16 protein-coding genes and 1 pseudogene are annotated in these 17,953 nt (G+C 68.9%); 11 read left to right on the top strand and 6 right to left on the bottom strand.

The window, feature by feature from the left end:
* Positions 1-278 (top strand): annotated as a pseudogene (locus PMI14_RS22460) (hypothetical protein); the annotation flags it as partial.
* Between the two features lie 72 nt (positions 279-350).
* Here the strand turns inward: PMI14_RS22460 and PMI14_RS22455 are convergent.
* A complete protein-coding gene (locus PMI14_RS22455; protein ID WP_007857699.1) occupies positions 351-710 on the bottom strand; it encodes an FKBP-type peptidyl-prolyl cis-trans isomerase in 360 nt (119 codons plus the stop codon).
* An 84-nt stretch (positions 711-794) separates the two neighbouring features.
* A complete protein-coding gene (locus PMI14_RS22450; protein ID WP_007857697.1) occupies positions 795-1,109 on the bottom strand; it encodes a helix-turn-helix domain-containing protein in 315 nt (104 codons plus the stop codon).
* A 242-nt stretch (positions 1,110-1,351) separates the two neighbouring features.
* Here PMI14_RS22450 and PMI14_RS22445 point away from each other — a divergent pair, with 242 nt between their 5' ends.
* Positions 1,352-2,218 carry a bifunctional 2-polyprenyl-6-hydroxyphenol methylase/3-demethylubiquinol 3-O-methyltransferase UbiG gene (locus PMI14_RS22445; RefSeq protein ID WP_007857696.1) on the top strand — a complete coding sequence of 289 codons (867 nt, stop codon included), beginning with the start codon at positions 1,352-1,354 and terminating at the stop codon, positions 2,216-2,218.
* Here the strand turns inward: PMI14_RS22445 and PMI14_RS22440 are convergent.
* Positions 2,215-3,111 carry a LysR family transcriptional regulator gene (locus tag PMI14_RS22440; RefSeq protein ID WP_007857695.1) on the bottom strand — a complete coding sequence of 299 codons (897 nt, stop codon included), beginning with the start codon at positions 3,109-3,111 and terminating at the stop codon, positions 2,215-2,217. The genes PMI14_RS22445 and PMI14_RS22440 overlap by 4 nt on opposite strands.
* 93 nt (positions 3,112-3,204) lie before the next feature.
* Here PMI14_RS22440 and PMI14_RS22435 point away from each other — a divergent pair, with 93 nt between their 5' ends.
* The 3 genes from PMI14_RS22435 to PMI14_RS22425 all read left to right on the top strand — a co-directional run bounded on the left by PMI14_RS22435 (position 3,205) and on the right by PMI14_RS22425 (position 6,489).
* Positions 3,205-4,170, top strand: coding sequence for a hydroxymethylglutaryl-CoA lyase (locus PMI14_RS22435; protein WP_035205161.1), 966 nt, complete (start codon positions 3,205-3,207; stop codon positions 4,168-4,170).
* Positions 4,171-4,190: 20 nt separating this feature from the next.
* Complete coding sequence (locus tag PMI14_RS22430; RefSeq protein WP_007857692.1) at positions 4,191-5,426, top strand: CaiB/BaiF CoA-transferase family protein; 1,236 nt, start codon at positions 4,191-4,193, stop codon at positions 5,424-5,426.
* Positions 5,427-5,508: 82 nt separating this feature from the next.
* Positions 5,509-6,489: a tripartite tricarboxylate transporter substrate binding protein gene (locus PMI14_RS22425; RefSeq protein WP_007857691.1), complete on the top strand. Its 981-nt coding sequence runs from the start codon at positions 5,509-5,511 to the stop codon at positions 6,487-6,489.
* Positions 6,490-6,517: 28 nt separating this feature from the next.
* On the opposite strand, the gene PMI14_RS22420 is transcribed toward PMI14_RS22425, so the two are convergent.
* The 3 genes from PMI14_RS22420 to PMI14_RS22410 form a co-directional block, all read right to left on the bottom strand.
* Positions 6,518-9,019 carry a TonB-dependent siderophore receptor gene (locus PMI14_RS22420; RefSeq protein WP_007857690.1) on the bottom strand — a complete coding sequence of 834 codons (2,502 nt, stop codon included), beginning with the start codon at positions 9,017-9,019 and terminating at the stop codon, positions 6,518-6,520.
* 111 nt (positions 9,020-9,130) lie between these two features.
* Complete coding sequence (locus PMI14_RS22415; RefSeq protein ID WP_007857689.1) at positions 9,131-10,144, bottom strand: FecR domain-containing protein; 1,014 nt, start codon at positions 10,142-10,144, stop codon at positions 9,131-9,133.
* A complete protein-coding gene (locus tag PMI14_RS22410) occupies positions 10,141-10,641 on the bottom strand; it encodes a sigma-70 family RNA polymerase sigma factor (RefSeq protein WP_007857688.1) in 501 nt (166 codons plus the stop codon). Before PMI14_RS22410 ends, PMI14_RS22415 begins: the two co-directional genes overlap by 4 nt.
* A gap of 246 nt (positions 10,642-10,887) precedes the next feature.
* On the opposite strand from PMI14_RS22410, the gene PMI14_RS22405 reads away from it, so the two are divergent.
* From PMI14_RS22405 to PMI14_RS22380, 6 genes are all read left to right on the top strand, one after another.
* Entirely contained in the window at positions 10,888-11,520 is a 633-nt protein-coding gene (locus PMI14_RS22405; RefSeq protein ID WP_007857687.1) for a PepSY-associated TM helix domain-containing protein, read from the top strand.
* 17 nt (positions 11,521-11,537) lie between these two features.
* Positions 11,538-12,068 carry a DUF2271 domain-containing protein gene (locus PMI14_RS22400; RefSeq protein WP_007857686.1) on the top strand — a complete coding sequence of 177 codons (531 nt, stop codon included), beginning with the start codon at positions 11,538-11,540 and terminating at the stop codon, positions 12,066-12,068.
* 31 nt (positions 12,069-12,099) lie between these two features.
* Positions 12,100-12,900, top strand: a complete 801-nt coding sequence (locus PMI14_RS22395) for a DUF4198 domain-containing protein (protein WP_007857685.1) — start codon at positions 12,100-12,102, stop codon at positions 12,898-12,900.
* A 27-nt stretch (positions 12,901-12,927) separates the two neighbouring features.
* On the top strand, positions 12,928-14,016 hold the full coding sequence (locus PMI14_RS22390) for an FAD:protein FMN transferase (protein ID WP_007857684.1): 1,089 nt from the start codon (positions 12,928-12,930) through the stop codon (positions 14,014-14,016).
* Positions 14,013-15,407, top strand: a complete 1,395-nt coding sequence (locus PMI14_RS22385) for a sulfite reductase subunit alpha (protein WP_007857683.1) — start codon at positions 14,013-14,015, stop codon at positions 15,405-15,407. The genes PMI14_RS22390 and PMI14_RS22385 overlap by 4 nt, the downstream gene beginning before the upstream one ends.
* A gap of 232 nt (positions 15,408-15,639) precedes the next feature.
* Positions 15,640-17,808 carry a TonB-dependent receptor domain-containing protein gene (locus tag PMI14_RS22380; protein WP_007857682.1) on the top strand — a complete coding sequence of 723 codons (2,169 nt, stop codon included), beginning with the start codon at positions 15,640-15,642 and terminating at the stop codon, positions 17,806-17,808.
* Positions 17,809-17,953 lie beyond the last annotated feature (145 nt).

The raw sequence follows: 17,953 nt of genomic DNA, 5'->3' as shown, positions 1-17,953 counted from the left end.
CAGCCGCGGCTGCCGCCGCTGCGTCCAGCACCTCGTTCGAGGCCACGGTGGCGATGGAGGCCATCCAGGGCAGTGGGCGCTCCGAGCAGCAGCGCTACAAGGACGCCTATCCCATCGCGACGGAGCTCACGGCCGGCCTCGGCCTTCGGGGCTTTCGCCTGAACCTGGCGGTGGAGGGGGTGGGCAGCTTTTCGGACCTGGCCGCACTGGCCCCCAAGATCCGCGAGGCTGTGGGCGATGCCAAGTTCGCGCGGCTGGACAAGGCCCTGTTTGACTGACGTCCATTTCGCCCGGCCATGAAAAAAGCGGCCCGTGGGCCGCTTTGTCGTTGTTGCCAGGGGGCGCTGAAATCAGCGGCCGACCTTGAGCAGTTCCACGTCGAACTTGAGCGTGGCGTTCGGCGGGATCACGCCGCCAGCGCCGCGGGCACCGTAGCCCAGGGCTGCGGGGATGATCAGCGTGCGTTGGCCGCCGATCTTCATGCCCTGCACGCCTTCGTCCCAGCCCTTGATGACCATGCCGGCACCCAGCGAGAACTCGAAGGGGTCGTTGCGGTCGCGGCTGGAGTCGAACTTGGCGCCTTGTTCGCCGTTGTTGTAGAGCCAGCCGGTGTAGTGCACCGATACGTTCTGGCCCTTGGTGGCTTCTGCGCCGTCGCCCACGGTGGTGTCTTCGTACTGCAGGCCGGATGCGGTGGTGGTGAGCGCCATGAAAATCCTTGTTGGCTTGTGGAGGGAGAGCAGGGGGCCGTTGCGGCGCAATCGGTCACTGCCGGTTGAAAGGTGCGCCCGATTTTACGCGGCAGGCTTCTTGACCCGGCTGGCCACCCAGCGCGTGGCAAAGGCCTGCACGTCGCTCAGGCGCTTGAGCAGGTCGGTGCCCGAGGGGGTGACGGTGTAGCCGTCGCTGCCGTGGTCGACCAGGCCGGCCTCGCGCAGCTCCTTGATGCGGGTGTTGAGCGTGTTGGGGGTGATGCCGCCCACGCTGTCTTGCAGCAGGCGGAAGGTCTGGGGGTGTCCGTCACGCAGGGCCCAGAGCACACGCAGCGCATAGCGGCATTCCAGCCGCTCGAACAGCTGGTTGATGGCGAAATTTTCCTTGGAGCTCATGCAAGCTTCTCCTCGCGCGGTGTGTATGGAAAACAGTGGCGGCCCGCCGGACACTGCCCGCAAGACGCTGCGAATATAGCTTGGAAACGATTTTGCTACAAGTTTAATAGCTCTGAATGCAGCACTGATATACGCAAACCCCATTAACCAGGGGCCTTTTTTGCGAAGTGTTGCGGCACTGCCACGGCGGGGCGGAACGAGTAGCATTCCGGCCGTCGGGCATGTCGCCTAGCGAGGAATCCATGGAATACAAGCACCTGCACGAGGCCAACCGGTTGTCCTGGAACGCAGCCACCCGTGCCCACAACCGCCACAAGGGCGACCAGGCCGCGTTTTTCCGGGCCGGCGGCTCGCCGCTGTTCCCCGAGGAGATCGCGCTGCTGGGCGATCTGCACGGCCAGGCCGTGCTGCACCTGCAGTGCAATGCGGGGCAGGACAGCCTGGGCCTCGCCCGCCTGGGCGCGCGGGTGACCGGCGTGGACATCTCGGACGAGGCGATTGCCTTTGCACGGGCGCTGTCCGAGGCCAGCGGCATCGCCGCCGGGTTCGTGCGCTCGGATGTGTACGACTACTTCGACGGGCTGGCGGCTGCGCAAGGGCCGGGCGGGGCTTTCGACACCGTGTTCAGCTCCTACGGCACCATCTGCTGGCTGTCGGACCTGGCGCGCTGGGCGCGCGGCATTGCCGGGGCGCTGCGCCCGGGCGGGCGCTTCGTCTTTGTGGAATTCCACCCCGCGGCCCTGGTGTTCGACCCGCAATGGCGGCCCCGCTACGACTACTTCAACGACGCGCCGGTGCCCGAGGCCGGCGTGGGCGACTATGTGGGCGAGACCCAGCAGGCGCGCGAAGGGGAGGGGTCGGGAGCGCCCGAGGCCTTCTCCAACCCCCACCCCAGCCACGAGTTCGCCTGGGGCATCGGCCGCGTGGTGGCGGCGTTGCTGGGCGCGGGCCTGCGGATCGAGGCACTGGAGGAATACCCGTACATGAACGGCTGGTGCGCCTTCGAGGACATGCAGGACCTGGGCGGGCGGCGCTGGGGCATGCCGCCGGGCATGGCGCGCATGCCGCTGATGTACTCCCTGGTCGCGCGCCGGCCGGCAAGCCCCTAAGCACGTGCCGCCAGGTGGTCCACCAGCAGGCGGGCGGCCGGGGTGAGGGCGTCCGGCCCGCGCCAGCACAGGGCAAAGCGCCGGTCGGCCCAGGGATCGGACAGGTCGACGATGCGCACCGGCGCGGTTTCGGCGAAGGGCGCTGCCACCTCGCGCGGCACCACGCTGATAGCCAGGTTGGCGCGCACCACGCGCAGCGCGGCGTCGAAGTTGGAGACCTGTACCCGGTGCGCCAGGGCCTTGCCCTCCACGGCGGCGGCGCGGGTCAGCAGCAGCTGCACGGCGCTCAGCGCCGGCATGCTCACGAATTCGTGCCCCAGCACGTCGGCGAAGCGCACGCTCGCCTGCTGCGCCACCGGGTGGCTGGCATGGGCCACGATGGCCAGGTGGTCATGCCGGTAGCTGCAGGTGGCCAGGCCCGTGAGGTCGGCCGCGTCCCAGCAGATGCCGATGGAGGCGCTGCCCTCGCGGATGCCGCGCACCACGTCGGGGCTCACGCGCTCCTCCATGCTGATCTGGATGTCGCGGTGCGCCGGGTCCTGCAGAAAGGCGGCCACGTCTTCGGCCAGCGACTCGGCCATCACCGAGGCCGTGGCCAGCACGCGCACATGGCCCTTGATGCCGGTCGCAAAGGCGGCCATGTCGCGCTCGATCCGGCCCACGCTGGCGAGCATGGCGCGCGCATGCTCGAGCAGGGTCTCGCCTGCGGGCGTGGGCGCCATGCCGTGGCGCTTGCGCACCAAGAGCGGCGTGCCCACCGTGTCTTCGAGTTGCGCCAGCCGCTTGCTCACGGCCGAGCCGACGATGGACTCCTGCTCGGCCGCACGCGCAATGTTGCGGTGCTCGCAGACGGCCACGAAGAGTTTGAGCGTTTGCAGGTCGAGCGGTCGCATGCGGTCAGGATTCAGATATTCCGATCAGGAATTTTAGGTGTTCCTAAATTGAGTTCATGTGGCGTCATGGAATTTTTAAAATTCACCCACCCCATGACCACCGCGAGAAACACCGTGAACCCCCAGCCCACCACCGCCATCCTCCGCGAGGTCGGCCTGCGCGATGGCCTGCAGAGCATTGCCACCATCGTCTCCACCGCGCACAAGATCGAATGGCTGGATGCGGCCTACGCCGCGGGCCAGCGCGAGATCGAGGTCGGCTCCTTCGTGCCCGCACGCCTCTTGCCCCAGCTGGCCGACACGGCCGAGGTGCTGGCGCATGCGCTCACGCTGCCGGGCCTCACGGCCTCGGTGCTGGTGCCCAACCTTCGGGGGGCCGAGCGTGCCATCGGGTGCGGCGCCCACCTGATGGTGGTGCCGCTGTCGGCCAGCCATGCGCACAGCCTGGCCAACCTGCGCAAGACGCCCGACGAGGTGGTGGCCGAGGTGGCGCGCATCCGCGCCGCACGCGACGCCGCGGGCAGCAGCACCCTGATCGAAGGCGGCGTGGGCACGGCCTTTGGCTGCACCCTGCAGGGCGAGGTGGCCGAGAGCGAGGTGCTGCGCCTCCTGCAGGCCCTGCTCGATGCCGGTGCCGACCGCGTGAGCCTGGCCGACACCGTGGGCTATGCCGACCCGGCGGGCGTGCGGCGCCTGTTCGAGAAAGCCCGGGCCCTGGTGGGCGAACGCCTGGCCTGCGCGCACTTCCACGACACGCGCGGCATGGGCCTGGCCAACGCCTATGCGGCCTGGCAGACCGGCATCACCCGCTTCGATGCCTGCCTGGCCGGCATCGGCGGCTGCCCGCACGCGCCGGGTGCCAGCGGCAACGTCACCACCGAAGACCTGGCCTTCATGCTCGAACGCATGGGTGTGGCCACCGGTCTCGACGTGGCCGCGCTGCTCGCCCTGCGCCAGCGGGTGGCGGGCTGGCTCGCCGGCGAGACCTTGCACGGCACGCTGTGGCAGGCCGGGTTGCCCCGCAGTCACTTGCCGCAGGTGGCACCCGCACTGGCCTGAACCGTTTATCGTCCTGCCCCATGAATGCTTCCCTGAACCACACTGCCGCCTCCCCGTCTTCATCCGCCCCTGCCGCATTGCCCCTGGCCGGCCTGCGCGTGGTGGAGTTCACCCACATGGTCATGGGCCCCACCTGCGGCATGGTGCTGGCCGACCTGGGGGCCGAGGTCATCAAGGTCGAACCGGTGGATGGCGACCGCACGCGCCACCTGTTGGGTGCCGGTGCCGGCTTCTTCCCCATGTTCAACCGCAACAAGAAGAGCATTGCGCTGGACCTGCGCACGCCCGAGGGGCTGGAGGTGGCCATCCGCCTGGCCTCGTCGGCCGACGTGGTGGCGCAGAACTTCAAGCCCGGCGTGATGGCCAAGTACGGGCTGGACTACGCGGCGCTGTCGCGCCTGAACGAGCGCCTGGTCTACGTGAACCACGCGGGCTTCCTGCCCGGACCGTACGAGCACCGCACGGCCCTCGACGAGGTGGTGCAGATGATGGGTGGCCTGGCCTACATGACCGGGCGCCCGGGCGATCCGCTGCGCGCGGGCACCAGCGTCAACGACATCATGGGCGGCATGTTCGGCGCCATCGGCGCCATGGCGGCACTGATGCAGCGCGCGGCCACGGGGCGCGGCCAGGAGGTCGATTCGGCGTTGTTCGAGAACAATGTCTTCCTGGTCGGCCAGCACATGATGCAGTACGCCGTCACGGGCCAACCCGCCGCGCCCATGCCCGACCGCATTTCCTCGTGGGCCGTGTACGACGTGTTCAGCGTGAAGGACGGCGGGCAGATATTCCTGGCCGCCGTGAGCGATGCGCAGTGGACCACCTTCTGCGACGCCATGGGCTATGCCGACCTCAAGACCGACGCCGGCCTGGCCAGCAACAACGACCGCGTGCGCGCCCGCGCCACGCTGCTGCCCGAGCTGCGCCAGCGCCTGGCGCTGCACACGGCCGAGGAGCTGTCGGCCATCTTCGAGCGCCACGGCCTGCCGTTCGCGCCCATCATGCGGCCCGAGCAGCTGTTCGACGACCCGCACCTGAACGCGACTGGCGGCCTGGCCGACATCACGCTGCCCGACGGCGAGCGTGCCGGCAGCACGGCGCGCGTGACCCTCTTGCCGCTGCGCCTGGATGGCCAGCGCCTGCCGGTACGCGCCGACCCACCCCGGCTGGGCCAGCACACGGCCGAACTGCTCGCCGGCCTGGGCTACACGCCGGCCCAGGTGCAGGCCCTTCAGGAAGCCGCCGCCGTGGCTTGATTTTTTCCCGCTCCCGCTCGGGCCTGAACGCGGCGGCAGTCTGCGTGTCCCGGGTGGTCCTCACATTTCTGGAGACAAGACCATGCCATCGACACCCACGCACTCCCGCCGCCGCGCCCTGGCCTGGGGCGCTGCAACCCTCGCGGTCCCCGGCCTCGCGCTGGCCCAGTTGGGCGATAAGCCCCTGCGCATCATCCTGCCGCTGTCGGCCGGCTCGGGCGCGGACGGTGCCATCCGGGCCATCAGCACCAGCCTGGCCAAGGCACTGGGGCAGCCGGTGGTGATCGAGAACCTGCCCGGTGCTGGCGGCATCACCGGCACCACGCAGCTGGTGCGCGCGCCCAAGGACGGTTCGGTGATCGGCGTGGTGTCCAACAACCATGTGGTCAACCCCAGCGTCTACAAGAACATCCCCTTCGACTCCATCGAGGACATCACGCCCCTCACCATCATCGGCGCCACGCCCTTCGTGCTGGTGGCGCACCCGGCAGTGCCGGCGAAGAACGTGAAGGAGCTGATCGCGCTGGCCAAGGCCAAGCCGGGCGTGCTGAACTACGGCTCGTCGGGCAATGGCACCATCCTGCACCTGGGTGCAGCCATGTTTGTGGAGCAGGCGCAGCTCGATATCAAGCACATCCCGTACAAGGGCATGGGCCCGCTGATGAACGACATCCTGGGGGGGCAGGTGCAGCTCGGCGTGGTGGCGGTGGCACCGGCGGCCGCGCACATCAAGGCCGGCACGCTGCGTGCCCTGGGCGTGAGCACGGCCACGCGCGTGCCCTCGCTGCCCGATGTGCCCACCATCGCCGAGCAAGGTCTGCCGCGCTACGAACTCGACGGCTGGATCGCCGCCGTGGCGCCGGCCGGCATCCCCAAGGCCGAGGTGGCACGCCTGGTCACCGGCTTCAGGAATGCCCTGGCCATGCCCGAGGCGCGCGATGCGCTGGTCGCCCAGGGCTACGAGATCAGGCTCAGCACGCCCGAGGTCTCCGCCGCCTTCATGCGCAGCGAGCTGGCGCGCATGGCCCAGGTGGTGAAGAACGCGCACGTGACCATGGACTGATCGGCGCCCGCCACCGTGCGCTGCTGCCTCAGAACGTGTAGCGCATATTGAGGTTGAAGCTGCGCGGCGCGCCCCAGGTGTAGTGCAGGCTGCCGAAGTTGGTGACGCCCGAGAGATACTTCTTGTCGAACAGGTTGTTGATGTTGGCGCCCACGCTCAGGTGGCGGTTCACCTGGTAGCGGGCCATCAGGTCCACCAGCCAGTAGGACTTCTGCGACAGCGCCGCGGCGTCGTTGCGGGTGGACGTCTCGCTTTGCCAGCGCGTGGCCGCGCCCACCGTCAGGCCCTGCAGCGCGCTGCCTCCCAGGCGGTAGGTGGTGCCCAGCTTGAACTGGTGCTTGGGGTGCTGTCTGGCACTGGTCAGGCTGCTGCTTTGCGTCACGTAGCTGCCCTGGGCTTGCCAGCCCTTGGCGATCTCGCCGGAAAGCTCGACCTCCCAGCCGCGCCGCGTGGCTCCTGTCACGGCGCGGTAGGCCATGTCGCCCGATGGGGTGAGGTTGCCGGTTTCCTCTGCGGTGTTGTCGGTCTTCATCCAGAAGTGGCTGATGCTGGCGTTCAGGCGCTTGTCGAAGAACTCGCCCTTGGCGCCGACTTCGTAGGTCACGCCTTTCTCGGGCGGCAGGGCGCGGCCCTGCTCGTCCTGGCCGCTCTGCGCCTCGAAGATGTTGGTGGTGCTGCCGTACAGCGAGACATTCGGTTGCACGTCGAACACCAGGCCCGCATAGGGCGTGACCACGCCGTGTTCCTTGAGGTCGTAGTTCCACCAGAAGGGCGTGGTGTCGCGCTGCGCATAGTCGGTCACGCGCACGCCGGTGATCAGCTTGAGCGGGTCGGCCAGGTGAAAGCGCCCTGCCGCATAGGCGTAGTGCTGCTTGCGCGAGAACAGGTTGGCGCCATAGGTGTAGCGGCTCCAGTCGGGCGTGGGAATCTGCGCGCCGCCATCGGCGTAGGCCAGGCCCAGGCTGGTGAGCGGCACGCGCACGCTGTTGCTGGTCTGCATTTCGCCGCGGTAGCGCGCCGTGCCCGCACCCATCAGCAGCTCATGCTTGCGGCCGAAGAGCTCGATGGGGCCCTTCACATCCAGGTTCACCGTCCAGTTGCGGTTGTCGATGTCCTGGTAGGGCGCGGTGGCGATGCTGTTGCGGTCGTACAGGTAGCCCAGCAGCATGTCGTCCATCTGCACGCTCTGGTGCGAGAACTGCAGCTTGGCCGACCAGTCGGCGGCAAAGCGGTGCTCCACGCTGCCGAAGACATTGAGCGATTCCTGCTCATAGCCGGCCCAGGGCGCGCCGGGGTTGAAGGAGCGCGGCAACCAGGCAACTGCTTCGCCCGTGCTGGTGGTGCGCTGGATGGGCTGGGTGCTGCCCATGCCGCGCAGCTCGCGCCGGCGCAAGGTGAAGCCGCCGTTGACGGTGGTCTGGGGCCCGATGTCCGCCTCCAGCGCGCCGAACAGCATCTGGCTGTTGCTCTTCTCATGATCGCGGAACGAATCGGCGTCCGATGCCGAGGCCACGATGCGCCCGCGCAGGCTGCCGCTGGCGTTGAGCGGGCCACTCACGTCGACGTCGCTGCGCAGGGTGTTCCAGCTGCCGGCGCTGGCGCCCACGTGTGCCTGGAACTCGGCCGTGGGCCGCTTGCGCACCATGTTGACGGTGGCGCCCGCGCTGCCATAGCCGTTGACCAGGCCCGAGGAGCCCTTGAGCACCTCGACGCGGTCGATCTCGGCCATGTCGTCCAGCGCGAACATGGTGCTGGTGAAGTAGTACCAGCCGCTGGTGAGCTGGCGCACGCCATCGGTCTGCAGGTTGACGCTGGAGCCGCGCGCCTGGAAGTCGGTGGCGTTGCCCTGGCGGTAGGTGCTGATGCCGGGCGTCTGCTCCATCACGTCGGTCAGCGTTTCCAGCTGGAAGTCGTCCATGCGCTGGCGCGTCATCACGCTGACGGACTGCGGTGTTTCGCGCAGCGAGAGTGCCAGGCCCGTGGCGGTGCCGCTGGGCCCGCGCGCGGTGTAGCTGCCTGTGCCCTCGGTGGTGGCATCGCTGCGCGGTGCCTCGGCCGTCACGCGCACTTCGGACAGGGTGACGCTGCCGGCGGGTGCCGCTGCACCGGCTGTTCCCGGCGATGGGGTGGGAATGGGGGCCCGGCGCAGGGTGTAGGTGCCGTTGTCGGCCACCACGGCCTGCAGGCCGGTGCCCACCAGCAGGGCGGCCAGCGCCTGGGCCGGTGTGTGGCTGCCCTGCAGGCCCGGGCTGCTGCGGCCCAGCACCAGGTCCGGCGTGTAGGCCAGCAGCACCCCCGAGGCCTTGGCAAAGGCCGTGAGCGCGGGCTCCAGCGGGCCGGCGGGGATGCCGTAGCTGGTGCTGCGGTTGGCCTGCGCGGCCTGCTGCTGCGCCTGCGCAGGGGCGGGCAGGGCCACGCTGGCGAGCAGTGCGCTGGCCAGCGTGGCCGCCAGCACGGCCGTGGGGCGCAGGGTGAAGAGGGTCGGGCAGGCGGTCGGGCGGGCAGCGGGGTGCCGGGGTGCGGTGGGCATGGTGGTCGGATGGAAGGTGAGAGGAAAGAAATGCGCTATTCCCTCCCTTGTCACGCGAGCGCGTGAAAGGTACAGACCCGGTGCAAAAAAAAGCAGCGTCCGATGCCGGGCTCAACCCCGGCCGTGCGGCGGGGCGCCTATGCGCACCCAGTAGCGCACGGGGATGCGCACTTCGACGGGCAGCACCTGGGCCAGTGACTGCAGGATGCGGTCCGTGTCCGCCAGCGGGAACACGCCCGACAGGCGCAGGTGTGCCACCTCGGGCGCCACGCTGACCATGCCGCCGCGGTAGCGCTGCAATTCGGCCGCGAAGTCCGCCAGCCGCATGTCGGAGGCCACCAGTACACCTTCGGGCCAGGCGGGTTCCACCGGGCCCGCGCTGGGTGCGGTGGCGGCACGGGGGGTGAGCCGCGCCGACTGGCCGGCATCGACGCGCACGGTGGCGTCCGGCCTGTCCAGGGGGCTCAGCTCCACTGCGCCTTCATACACGGCGACCTCGCTGGCCCCACCGTCGTGCCGCACGGTGAAGCGGGTCCCCAGCGCGCGGATGTGCCCAGCGGGCGTGTCCACCACGAACGGGCGGGGCGGTTGGGCGGCACCGTCGTGCGCCGTGGTCACGAGCACCTCGCCCTCGCGCAGGTGCAGGCGGCGCAGGCCCGCGGTGTAGCGCACGTCCAGCGCACTGCCGGTGTTGAGCACGATGCGCGTGCCGTCCGGCAGGGTGGTGCTGCGCTGCTCGCCCCGGGCCGTGCGCAGGTCGGCACCCCAGCCGCGCCAGGGCAGTTGTTCGTAGCCCAGCCAGGCGGCAATACCCCCGGCGGCCAGGCCGCCGATGCCGCGCAGCGCATGGCGCCGGCGCGGCGACGCGGGGCCGGCCAGCGTGCTCACAGCGGTGGCGGCCGTCACCATGCCGGCCGTGCTGCGTCCGCGCAGGCGCGTGTCGGTGGCCTCGATCTGCTGCCAGGCCTGCTCGTGCTGCGGGTGGGCGGCGCGCCAGCGTTGCCAGTCGGCCCGGCTCTCGGCCGTGGCCGTGCCGGACCACAGGTGCACCAGCCATTCCACGGCCGCGTCCACCACCGGGGCGGGCAGCGTCGCGCCCGTGGACGAGGGCGGGTGGGCGCTCATGCGCCCGCCCCTGGAAAGTAGCAGTGCCGTATGGCGCGCGCCATGTACTGTTTGACCGAGCTGAGCGAGACGCCCATGCGCTCGGCGATCTCGGCATAGGGCATGCCGTCGAGCTGCGCCCAGAGGAAGGCGGTGCGCACCTTGGGCGGCAGGCCGTCGAGGATGGCGTCGATCTCCAGCAACGTCTCGAGCACGATGGCGCGGTCCTCGGGCGAGGGCGCCAGGGCCTGGGGCATGTGGGCCAGCGTTTCGAGGTAGGCGCGCTCGATCTCGCGGTGGCGCAGGTGGTTGGCCACCACGCGCTTGGCCACGGTGGTCAGGAAGGCGCGCGGCTCGCGGATGTCGGCCAGCACGGTGCGCGACTCGATCACGCGCAGGTAGGTGTCCTGCGCGAAGTCGGCCGCATCGTCCGCATGGCCCAGGCGCCGCAGCAGCCAGCTGCGCAGCCAGCCGTGGTGCTGTACGTAGAGGTCGGTCAGCGCGTGCGGGAAGGACATGGGGATAGAGCGGCGGTGTCCGCCGCGTGGCGACCGGAAGTGAAAAGCATAGGAATGATAACTATTCTTGTTTTGCTTCATTCCAAGACGGCCCGTGAGGTCAGATGGAGGCCAGCCAATCCCTTGACTTCTCAAGGTAAAGATTGTGCAAATGCAAATGGTTGTCATTCTCTGAAACTAGAATGTCGGCTTCGCATCTGGCGCACCCGTCTTCTTGCAAGGCAATCCGCGCGTACCCCTCCAGGAATGAACAAACCACAGGACAACCGGCGCCGGTCATACTGGCTCAAGACGCTGCACGAATGGCATTGGGTCAGCTCGGCCATGTGCCTCATCGGCATGCTGCTGTTCGCGGTGACCGGTTTCACGCTCAACCATGCCGGGCAGATCGAGGCCAAGCCCAGGGTGGTGAGCCAGCAGGCCACGTTGCCCGATGCGCTGCTCACCACGCTCAAGGCCGCACCGCCACCGCCCAAGGACCGAGGGCCGCTGCCTGCCGCGCTGCAGGATTGGGCGCGCACACAGTGGTCGGTGGACGCGGCGGGGCGCGAGGCCGAATGGTCGGCCGATGAGATCTATGTCTCGCTGCCGCGCCCCGGCGGCGATGCCTGGCTGCGCGTGAACCTGGCCGACGGCGAGGCCGAGTACGAGCGCACCGACCGCGGCTGGATCTCCTACCTCAACGACCTGCACAAGGGCCGCAACACGGGCGCTGCCTGGAGCTGGTTCATCGACATCTTCGCCGCCGCCTGCCTGGTGTTCACCGTCACCGGCCTGTTCATCCTCAAGATGCACGCGGGCAACCGCCCCTTCACCTGGCCCATGGTGGGCATGGGGCTGGTGATACCGGTGGTGCTGGCGCTCCTGTTTATCCACTGAACCGAAAGAAACGAAAAATGCCTGTGACGAAGCATTTGCACCTGCGCTACAGCATGGCGCTGGGCGCCTGCCTGGGGGCCCCGGCCTTCGCGGCCGGCCTGGGCGTGGGCGTGGAGATCCCGCTCCTGGACGTGGCCGAGTACCACCGCCCCTACGTGGCGATGTGGGTCGAGCGTGCCGACAACTCGGTGGCCTCCACCCTGGCCGTCTGGTACGACGTGAAGATGAAGAACGACGAGGGCGCCAAGTGGCTCAAGGACCTGCGCCAGTGGTGGCGCCGCACGGGTCGTGACCTGGCCGTGCCCATCGATGGCGTGACCAGCCCCACGCGCCCCGTGGGCAAGCACCAGGTGGCCTTCAACGAAGGCACCAAGCAACTGGCCACGCTGCCCGCCGGCAGCTACAAGCTGGTGGTCGAGGCCTCGCGCGAGGTCGGCGGCCGCGAACTGGTGACGATCCCCTTCACCTGGCCCGCCGCCAAGGCCCAGCAGCTGAGTGCCAAGGGCAGCAGCGAGCTCGGCGAGGTCACCCTCGACCTCAAGCCCTGACCGCATTACCCCCCCTACCCGGAGACCTTCCATGCAATTCAAGACCCGTATCGCCACCTGCTTCGCCCTGCTGTGCGGTGCCTTCTCGGCCCAGGCCCACAATGTCTGGCTCCTGCCATCGACCACGGTGCTCTCCAAGGCCGAGTGGGTCACGGTGGATGCCGCCGTGTCCAACGACCTGTTCTTCTTCAACCATGTGCCGCTGGGCCTGGACAACCTCGTGGTGGTGGCACCCGATGGCTCCTCGATCAAGCCCGAGAACGCGCACCGCGGCAAGCTGCGCAGCGTGTTCGACCTGAACCTCACGCAGCCCGGTACCTACCACCTGGCCGTGGTCAACAGCGGCCTGAACGCCACCTACAAGGACAAGGCCGGCCAGAACAAGCGCTGGCGTGGCACGGCCGAGAAGTTCGCGGCCGAAGTGCCGGCCGACGCGCAGGACCTCAAGGTCACGCAGTCCGCCGGCCGCATCGAGACCTTCATCACGGTCGGCAAGCCCAGCGCCATCAAGCCCACGGGCCAGGGCCTGGAGCTGGTGCCTGTGACGCACCCCAACGACCTGGTGAAGGGCGAGAAGGCCACCTTCGCCTTCCACGTGGACGGCAAGCCTGCGGCCAACCTCGAAGTGGTGCTGGTGGCGGGTGCCACGCGCTACCGCGACAAGGTCGGCGAGATCAAGGCCACCACCGATGCCAAGGGCGAGTTCAGCGTGACCTGGCCTGCCGCCGGCATGTACTGGGTGGACGCGGACGCCAAGGACGACAAGACCTCGCTGCCCCAGGCCAAGGAACGCCGCCTGTCGTACGTGGGTACGCTCGAAGTCCTGCCCTGACCAGTCGATGGTGAGGTTGCTGCGCGCATGACCATCAAGGTGCACTACGGCCCCGGGTTCGGGCGCGCAGCCGCAGGCGCTGCGCCCCTTGCCGCCCGGGTGTCGTTCGGCGGTGCCGGCCATGCCGCGCCGCATGCACCCGTGCGCGCGGCCGATTCCACGGCCTTGCAGACCCTGGCCGGCGAGGCCATGGGCACCACCTGGTCGGTGCGCCTGTGCAACCCGCAGTTCGCGCCGCTGGCGCCCGTGCGCGCTGCCATCGAGGATGCACTGGCGCTGGTCGTGCGGCAGATGAGCAGCTGGGAGCCAGACTCCGAGGTCTCGCGCTTCAACCGCGCGCCGGCGGGCAGCTGGCACACGCTGTCGCCCGAGTTCTTCTTGGTTCTGCAGGCTGCGCGGCAGTGGGCGGCGGCCAGTGGGGGCGCGTTCGACGTGGGCGTGGGGGCGTTGGTGAGCCGCTGGGGCTTTGGCCCGCGGCCCGATCCGCATGCCGACCACAGCGCACCGGCGGCGATGCCTCTGGTGCCGGAGTTGGCGGCCCTGCGCCCGCCTGGCGCTGGCCTGGTGCTGCGCGACGATGCCATGCAGGCGCTGCAGCCTGGCGGCCTGCAGCTGGACTTGTCGGGCATTGCCAAGGGCTATTCGGTGGACCTGGTGGTGCAGGCCCTGCAAGCGCAGGGATGGACCGATTTCCTGGCCGAGGTGGGCGGCGAGCTGCGCGCCAGCGGCACGCGGCCCGGTGGACAGCCCTGGCGCGTGGCCGTGGCAGGCGAGGCCGCAGACCCGGCCCGGGCATTGCCGCTGAAGGACATGGCGATCGCCACCTCGGGCGACCACTGGCATGCCTTCGAGCATGGCGGGCGGCGCTACTCGCACACCATCGATCCGCGCACTGGTGAGCCGGTGGCCCATGCGCTGGCCAGCGTGACGGTGCTGCACCCCGAGTGCATGCACGCCGATGCCCTGGCCACGGTGCTCACGGTGCTGGGGCCGGTCGAAGGCCTGGCCTTTGCCACAGGGCAGGGCGTGGCCGCGCTGCTGTGCGAGCGCGCGGACCAGGGGGCCCGGTGGACTGCGACCCCGGCCTGGCGCGAGCGCTTTCCCGAATTTCAATGAACTTTTCTGATCCCACTGTGCGGCTGGCCGCTGCCGCCGCCCTGGTGCTGCTGTACGCCGCCATGTGTGCCGCCATCTGGCTGCGCGAGCGGCGCAGGCACCGCGCCCAGGCCGCGCAGGCCCAGGCCCTGGCATCGGCGCGCGAAGGCGTGCAACCGCTGCTGGTGGTCTATGCCAGCCAGACCGGCCAGGCCGAGGAGCTTGCGCGCGAGACAGCGCGCCTGCTGCACACGGCCGGCGAGCCGGTGCACCTGTGCACGCTGGACCAGCTCGATGCGGGCCTACTGGCGCGCAGCCGGCGTGCGCTGTTCCTGGCCAGCACCTACGGCGAGGGCGATGCGCCCGACAATGCCGCCGCGTTCCAGCAGGCCTGCATGGGCTCGGAGGAGGGCGCCGCAGCCGATCTGTCGCAGCTGCAGTACGGCCTGCTGGCCCTGGGCGACCGCCAGTACGCGCACTTCTGCGGCTTTGGCCGCCAGCTCGATGCCTGGCTGCGCGCACGCGGCGCGGTGCCGCTGTTCGAGTGCGTGGAGATGGACAACGGCGATCCCGATGCCCTCACGGCCTGGCAGCACCACCTGGCCCAGGTCTCCAGCCTGAGCGAACTGCCCGCCTGGGAGGCCACGGCCTTTGGCCCATGGACGCTGGCCGCGCGCAGCCACCTCAATCCCGGCAGCGCCGGGGCACCGGTGCACCTGGTCGAACTGGCACCGCCGGCCGGCGAGGTTGCGGCCTGGGAGTCGGGCGACCTGGTGCAGGTCTGCGTACCGGGCGACATGGCGCAACCGCGCGAGTACTCGATCGCCTCGCTCGCCAGCGATGGCCGCGTGCACCTGGTGGTGCGCCAGGCCCTGCGCGACGATGGCACGCCGGGCCTGGCATCGCACTGGTTGACGCATGGCGCGCCCGTGGGCGAGGCCGTGCAGATGCGCCTGCGCGCGCACCGCAATTTCCGGCTCGAAGACAACGCTGCGCGCCCGCTGATCCTGGTGGGCAATGGCACGGGCATCGCCGGCTTGCGCAGCCACCTGCGTGCCCGCGCACAGGCTGGGGCAGGGCCCAACTGGCTGCTGTTCGGCGAGCGCAATGCGGCGCACGATTTCCTGTTTCGCGACGAACTGCTCGCCTGGCAGGCCAGTGGGGTTCTCACGCGGCTGGACCTGGCCTTTTCGCGCGACGACCCGGCCCACAAGGTCTATGTGCAGGACCTGCTGCAGGCGCATGCCGCCACCGTGCGTGCATGGGTCGAGGAGCAGGGGGCTGCCATCTACGTCTGCGGCAGCCTGCAGGGCATGGCGCAGGGCGTGGACATGGCGCTCGCCGGCCTGCTCGGGCCCGTGCCCATGGCCGAGCTGGTGCGCAGCGGGCGTTACCGGCGCGATGTGTACTGAGGGCCGGCCCGCGCCGCGTGCGTGCGTATACACGCGCAGCAGCAAATGCCTGCGAATCCATCGGGTGCAAATGGTAATGACAATGATTTTTGTTATTGATTGATACAGTCAACACCGCAGACAGCGCTTGCCGCTGTCGAGCGTCGTTGAGCCGCAGAACAAAACATTTCAGAGCGCGTGGCACGGACCCTTTCCGTCGATTTCCATCGTTGTTCCCTGGAGTGTTGTTCTCATGCCCATCCGCATGCCTGCCGGCGCCGCGTGCCCGCTGCGTCTTTCTTCCCTTTCCCTGCTGGTCGCCGCCGTGTGTGCGGGGGGCACTGCCATGGCCCAGGAGCCTGCCACGGCCCAGTTGCGCGAGGTGGTCGTCTCTGCCTCCGGCTTCGAGCAGGACATCAAGGAGGCGCCGGCCTCCATCACCGTGATCACGCGCAAGCAGTTGGAGCAAAGCCGCTTCAACAGCATCGCGCAGGCGCTGGAGGACGTGGAGGGCGTGGACATCGGCACGGCCACGGACAAGTCGGGCGGGCTGAACATCAGCATCCGCGGCATGCCCAGCGACTACACGCTGATCCTGATCGACGGGCGCCGCCAGAACGCGGCCGGCAACGTCACACCGAACGATTTCGGCGGCACGCAGACCAGCTTCATGCCGCCCCTGTCGGCCATCGAGCGCATCGAGGTCATCCGAGGCCCCATGTCCACGCTGTACGGCTCGGACGCCATGGGCGGCGTGGTCAACATCATCACGCGCAAGGTCGGCAAGACCTGGGCCGGCTCCGTATCGGCCGACTACACGCTGCAGGAGGAGTCGGACTTCGGCGACACCCGCTTGGGCAAGTTCTACCTGAGCGGCCCGATCAAGGAAGATATGCTCGGCCTGTCCCTGCGCGGCAGCAGCTTCCGCCGCGGTGCATCGGACATCCGCTATGTGACGCAGGCCGGTAGCGAGGTGGTGCCCATCATGGGGGCCAACCCGGTCAAGTCCGAGGTCAACACCCTGGGCGCTCGCCTGGCGCTCACGCCCAACAAGTACCACGACCTCACGCTCGACCTGGACACCGGCCGCCAGACCTACGACAACTCGCGCGGCCAACTGGGCACGCTGGGTGTGCAGGGCGGCTACGGCCCCGAGCAGAAGTACCACCGCGACCAGCTCACGCTGGCCCACACCGGGCGCTATGGCTTCGGTACCTGGGACACGAGCTACATGGTCAACCGCACCGAGACCATCGGCCGCACCATCCCGCCCGGCACCCCCGGTGCGGTGCAGGGCACGGCACGCGCGCTGGAGGTACAGAGCAAGGTGCTGGACACCAAGCTCATGCTGCCCTGGGGCAGCAACCACCTGACCACCGTGGGCGGCCAGTGGTGGGACGCCGAGATGAAGGACGGCGTGGCCCCGGGCACGTTCGCCTTCACACAGAAGGCCGTGTTCGCCGAGGATGAATGGAGCCTGCTGCAGAACTTCAAGCTCACGCTGGGTGCGCGCTACGACAAGCACAGCATCTTCGGCGGCAAGGTCAGCCCGCGCGTCTATGGCGTGTGGAACGCGGCCCCGCAGTGGACCGTGAAGGGTGGCGTGAGCAATGGCTACAAGACCCCGCGCGTGGAGCAGCTGGCGCTGGGCATCAACGGCTTTGGCGGCCAGGGAACGATTCCCCTGGTAGGCAGCCCGGGCCTGAAACCCGAGACCAGCCGCAGCACCGAGCTGGGCGTGTATTTCGACAGCCCCAGCGGTTTTGCGGCCAGCGCCATGCTGTTCAACAACGACTTCAAGGACAAGATCACCAGCGGCCCGGGCCTGCTCAACTGCAGCTACAGCGTGGCGCCGAATCGCCCCGGCTGCGTGAGCTTCGGCAACTGGCCACGCGTGGACGCCTTCGGCCAGTCCATCAACGTCGACGAGGCCGTGACGCGCGGGCTCGAACTGAGCACCCGCATCCCGATCGCCCAGGCCTGGTCGGCCACGGCCAACTACACGTACACCCAAAGCGAGCAAAAGAGCGGGCCCAACGTGGGCAAGCCGCTCATGGACACGCCCGAGCATGCGCTCAACGCGCGGCTGAACTGGGAGCCTTCGCAGCAGTGGAATGTGTGGCTGCGTGCGGAGTACCGCAGCGAGCGTTTCCGGGATCCGGGGACCACGGCGGATACGCGGGCTGCGAAGGCTGCACTGGGGGACTTCAAGGCGTACACGCAGTTCCATGTGGGGGGCAGTTACCAGGTCACGCCGCAGTTCACGGTCAACGCGGCGGTCTACAACCTGTTCAACAAGGATTTTGTGGAGTACACGCCGTATACGGTGCCGGGGTCGCCTGCGGTGGTGAACTATCGGAATCTTTATACGAACAGCCAGGATGGGCGGCGTCTTTGGCTTTCGGCTACTTACGAGTTCTGATTGCGTGATTGCGTGATTGCGTGATTGCGTGATTGGGGGCGTCGCTTCGCTTTGATCGGGCGTGCTTGGTTTGAGGGCGGAGGCCGGGATGTGCGCCCGGCGGCGCAGTAACTTTCTCTTGGGCCGCCAAGAGAAAGTCACCAAA

Origin of the sequence: Acidovorax sp. CF316 (genome assembly GCF_000276605.1) — a bacterium.
Lineage (GTDB): Bacteria > Pseudomonadota > Gammaproteobacteria > Burkholderiales > Burkholderiaceae_C > Acidovorax.
The sequence above is the reverse complement of the archived record's forward strand: the minus strand, read 5'-3'. Positions and strand labels throughout refer to the sequence as shown.

Bases quoted from the DNA above. Each gene is read 5' to 3' on its own strand.
- PMI14_RS22455 (WP_007857699.1), bottom strand. From the start codon at position 710: ATGGCGCTCACCACCACCGCATCCGGCCTGCAGTACGAAGACACCACC.
- PMI14_RS22450 (WP_007857697.1), bottom strand. From the start codon at position 1,109: ATGAGCTCCAAGGAAAATTTCGCCATCAACCAGCTGTTCGAGCGGCTG.
- PMI14_RS22445 (WP_007857696.1), top strand. From the start codon at position 1,352: ATGGAATACAAGCACCTGCACGAGGCCAACCGGTTGTCCTGGAACGCA.
- PMI14_RS22440 (WP_007857695.1), bottom strand. From the start codon at position 3,111: ATGCGACCGCTCGACCTGCAAACGCTCAAACTCTTCGTGGCCGTCTGC.
- PMI14_RS22435 (WP_035205161.1), top strand. From the start codon at position 3,205: ATGACCACCGCGAGAAACACCGTGAACCCCCAGCCCACCACCGCCATC.
- PMI14_RS22430 (WP_007857692.1), top strand. From the start codon at position 4,191: ATGAATGCTTCCCTGAACCACACTGCCGCCTCCCCGTCTTCATCCGCC.
- PMI14_RS22425 (WP_007857691.1), top strand. From the start codon at position 5,509: ATGCCATCGACACCCACGCACTCCCGCCGCCGCGCCCTGGCCTGGGGC.
- PMI14_RS22420 (WP_007857690.1), bottom strand. From the start codon at position 9,019: ATGCCCACCGCACCCCGGCACCCCGCTGCCCGCCCGACCGCCTGCCCG.
- PMI14_RS22415 (WP_007857689.1), bottom strand. From the start codon at position 10,144: ATGAGCGCCCACCCGCCCTCGTCCACGGGCGCGACGCTGCCCGCCCCG.
- PMI14_RS22410 (WP_007857688.1), bottom strand. From the start codon at position 10,641: ATGTCCTTCCCGCACGCGCTGACCGACCTCTACGTACAGCACCACGGC.
- PMI14_RS22405 (WP_007857687.1), top strand. From the start codon at position 10,888: ATGAACAAACCACAGGACAACCGGCGCCGGTCATACTGGCTCAAGACG.
- PMI14_RS22400 (WP_007857686.1), top strand. From the start codon at position 11,538: ATGCCTGTGACGAAGCATTTGCACCTGCGCTACAGCATGGCGCTGGGC.
- PMI14_RS22395 (WP_007857685.1), top strand. From the start codon at position 12,100: ATGCAATTCAAGACCCGTATCGCCACCTGCTTCGCCCTGCTGTGCGGT.
- PMI14_RS22390 (WP_007857684.1), top strand. From the start codon at position 12,928: ATGACCATCAAGGTGCACTACGGCCCCGGGTTCGGGCGCGCAGCCGCA.
- PMI14_RS22385 (WP_007857683.1), top strand. From the start codon at position 14,013: ATGAACTTTTCTGATCCCACTGTGCGGCTGGCCGCTGCCGCCGCCCTG.
- PMI14_RS22380 (WP_007857682.1), top strand. From the start codon at position 15,640: ATGCCCATCCGCATGCCTGCCGGCGCCGCGTGCCCGCTGCGTCTTTCT.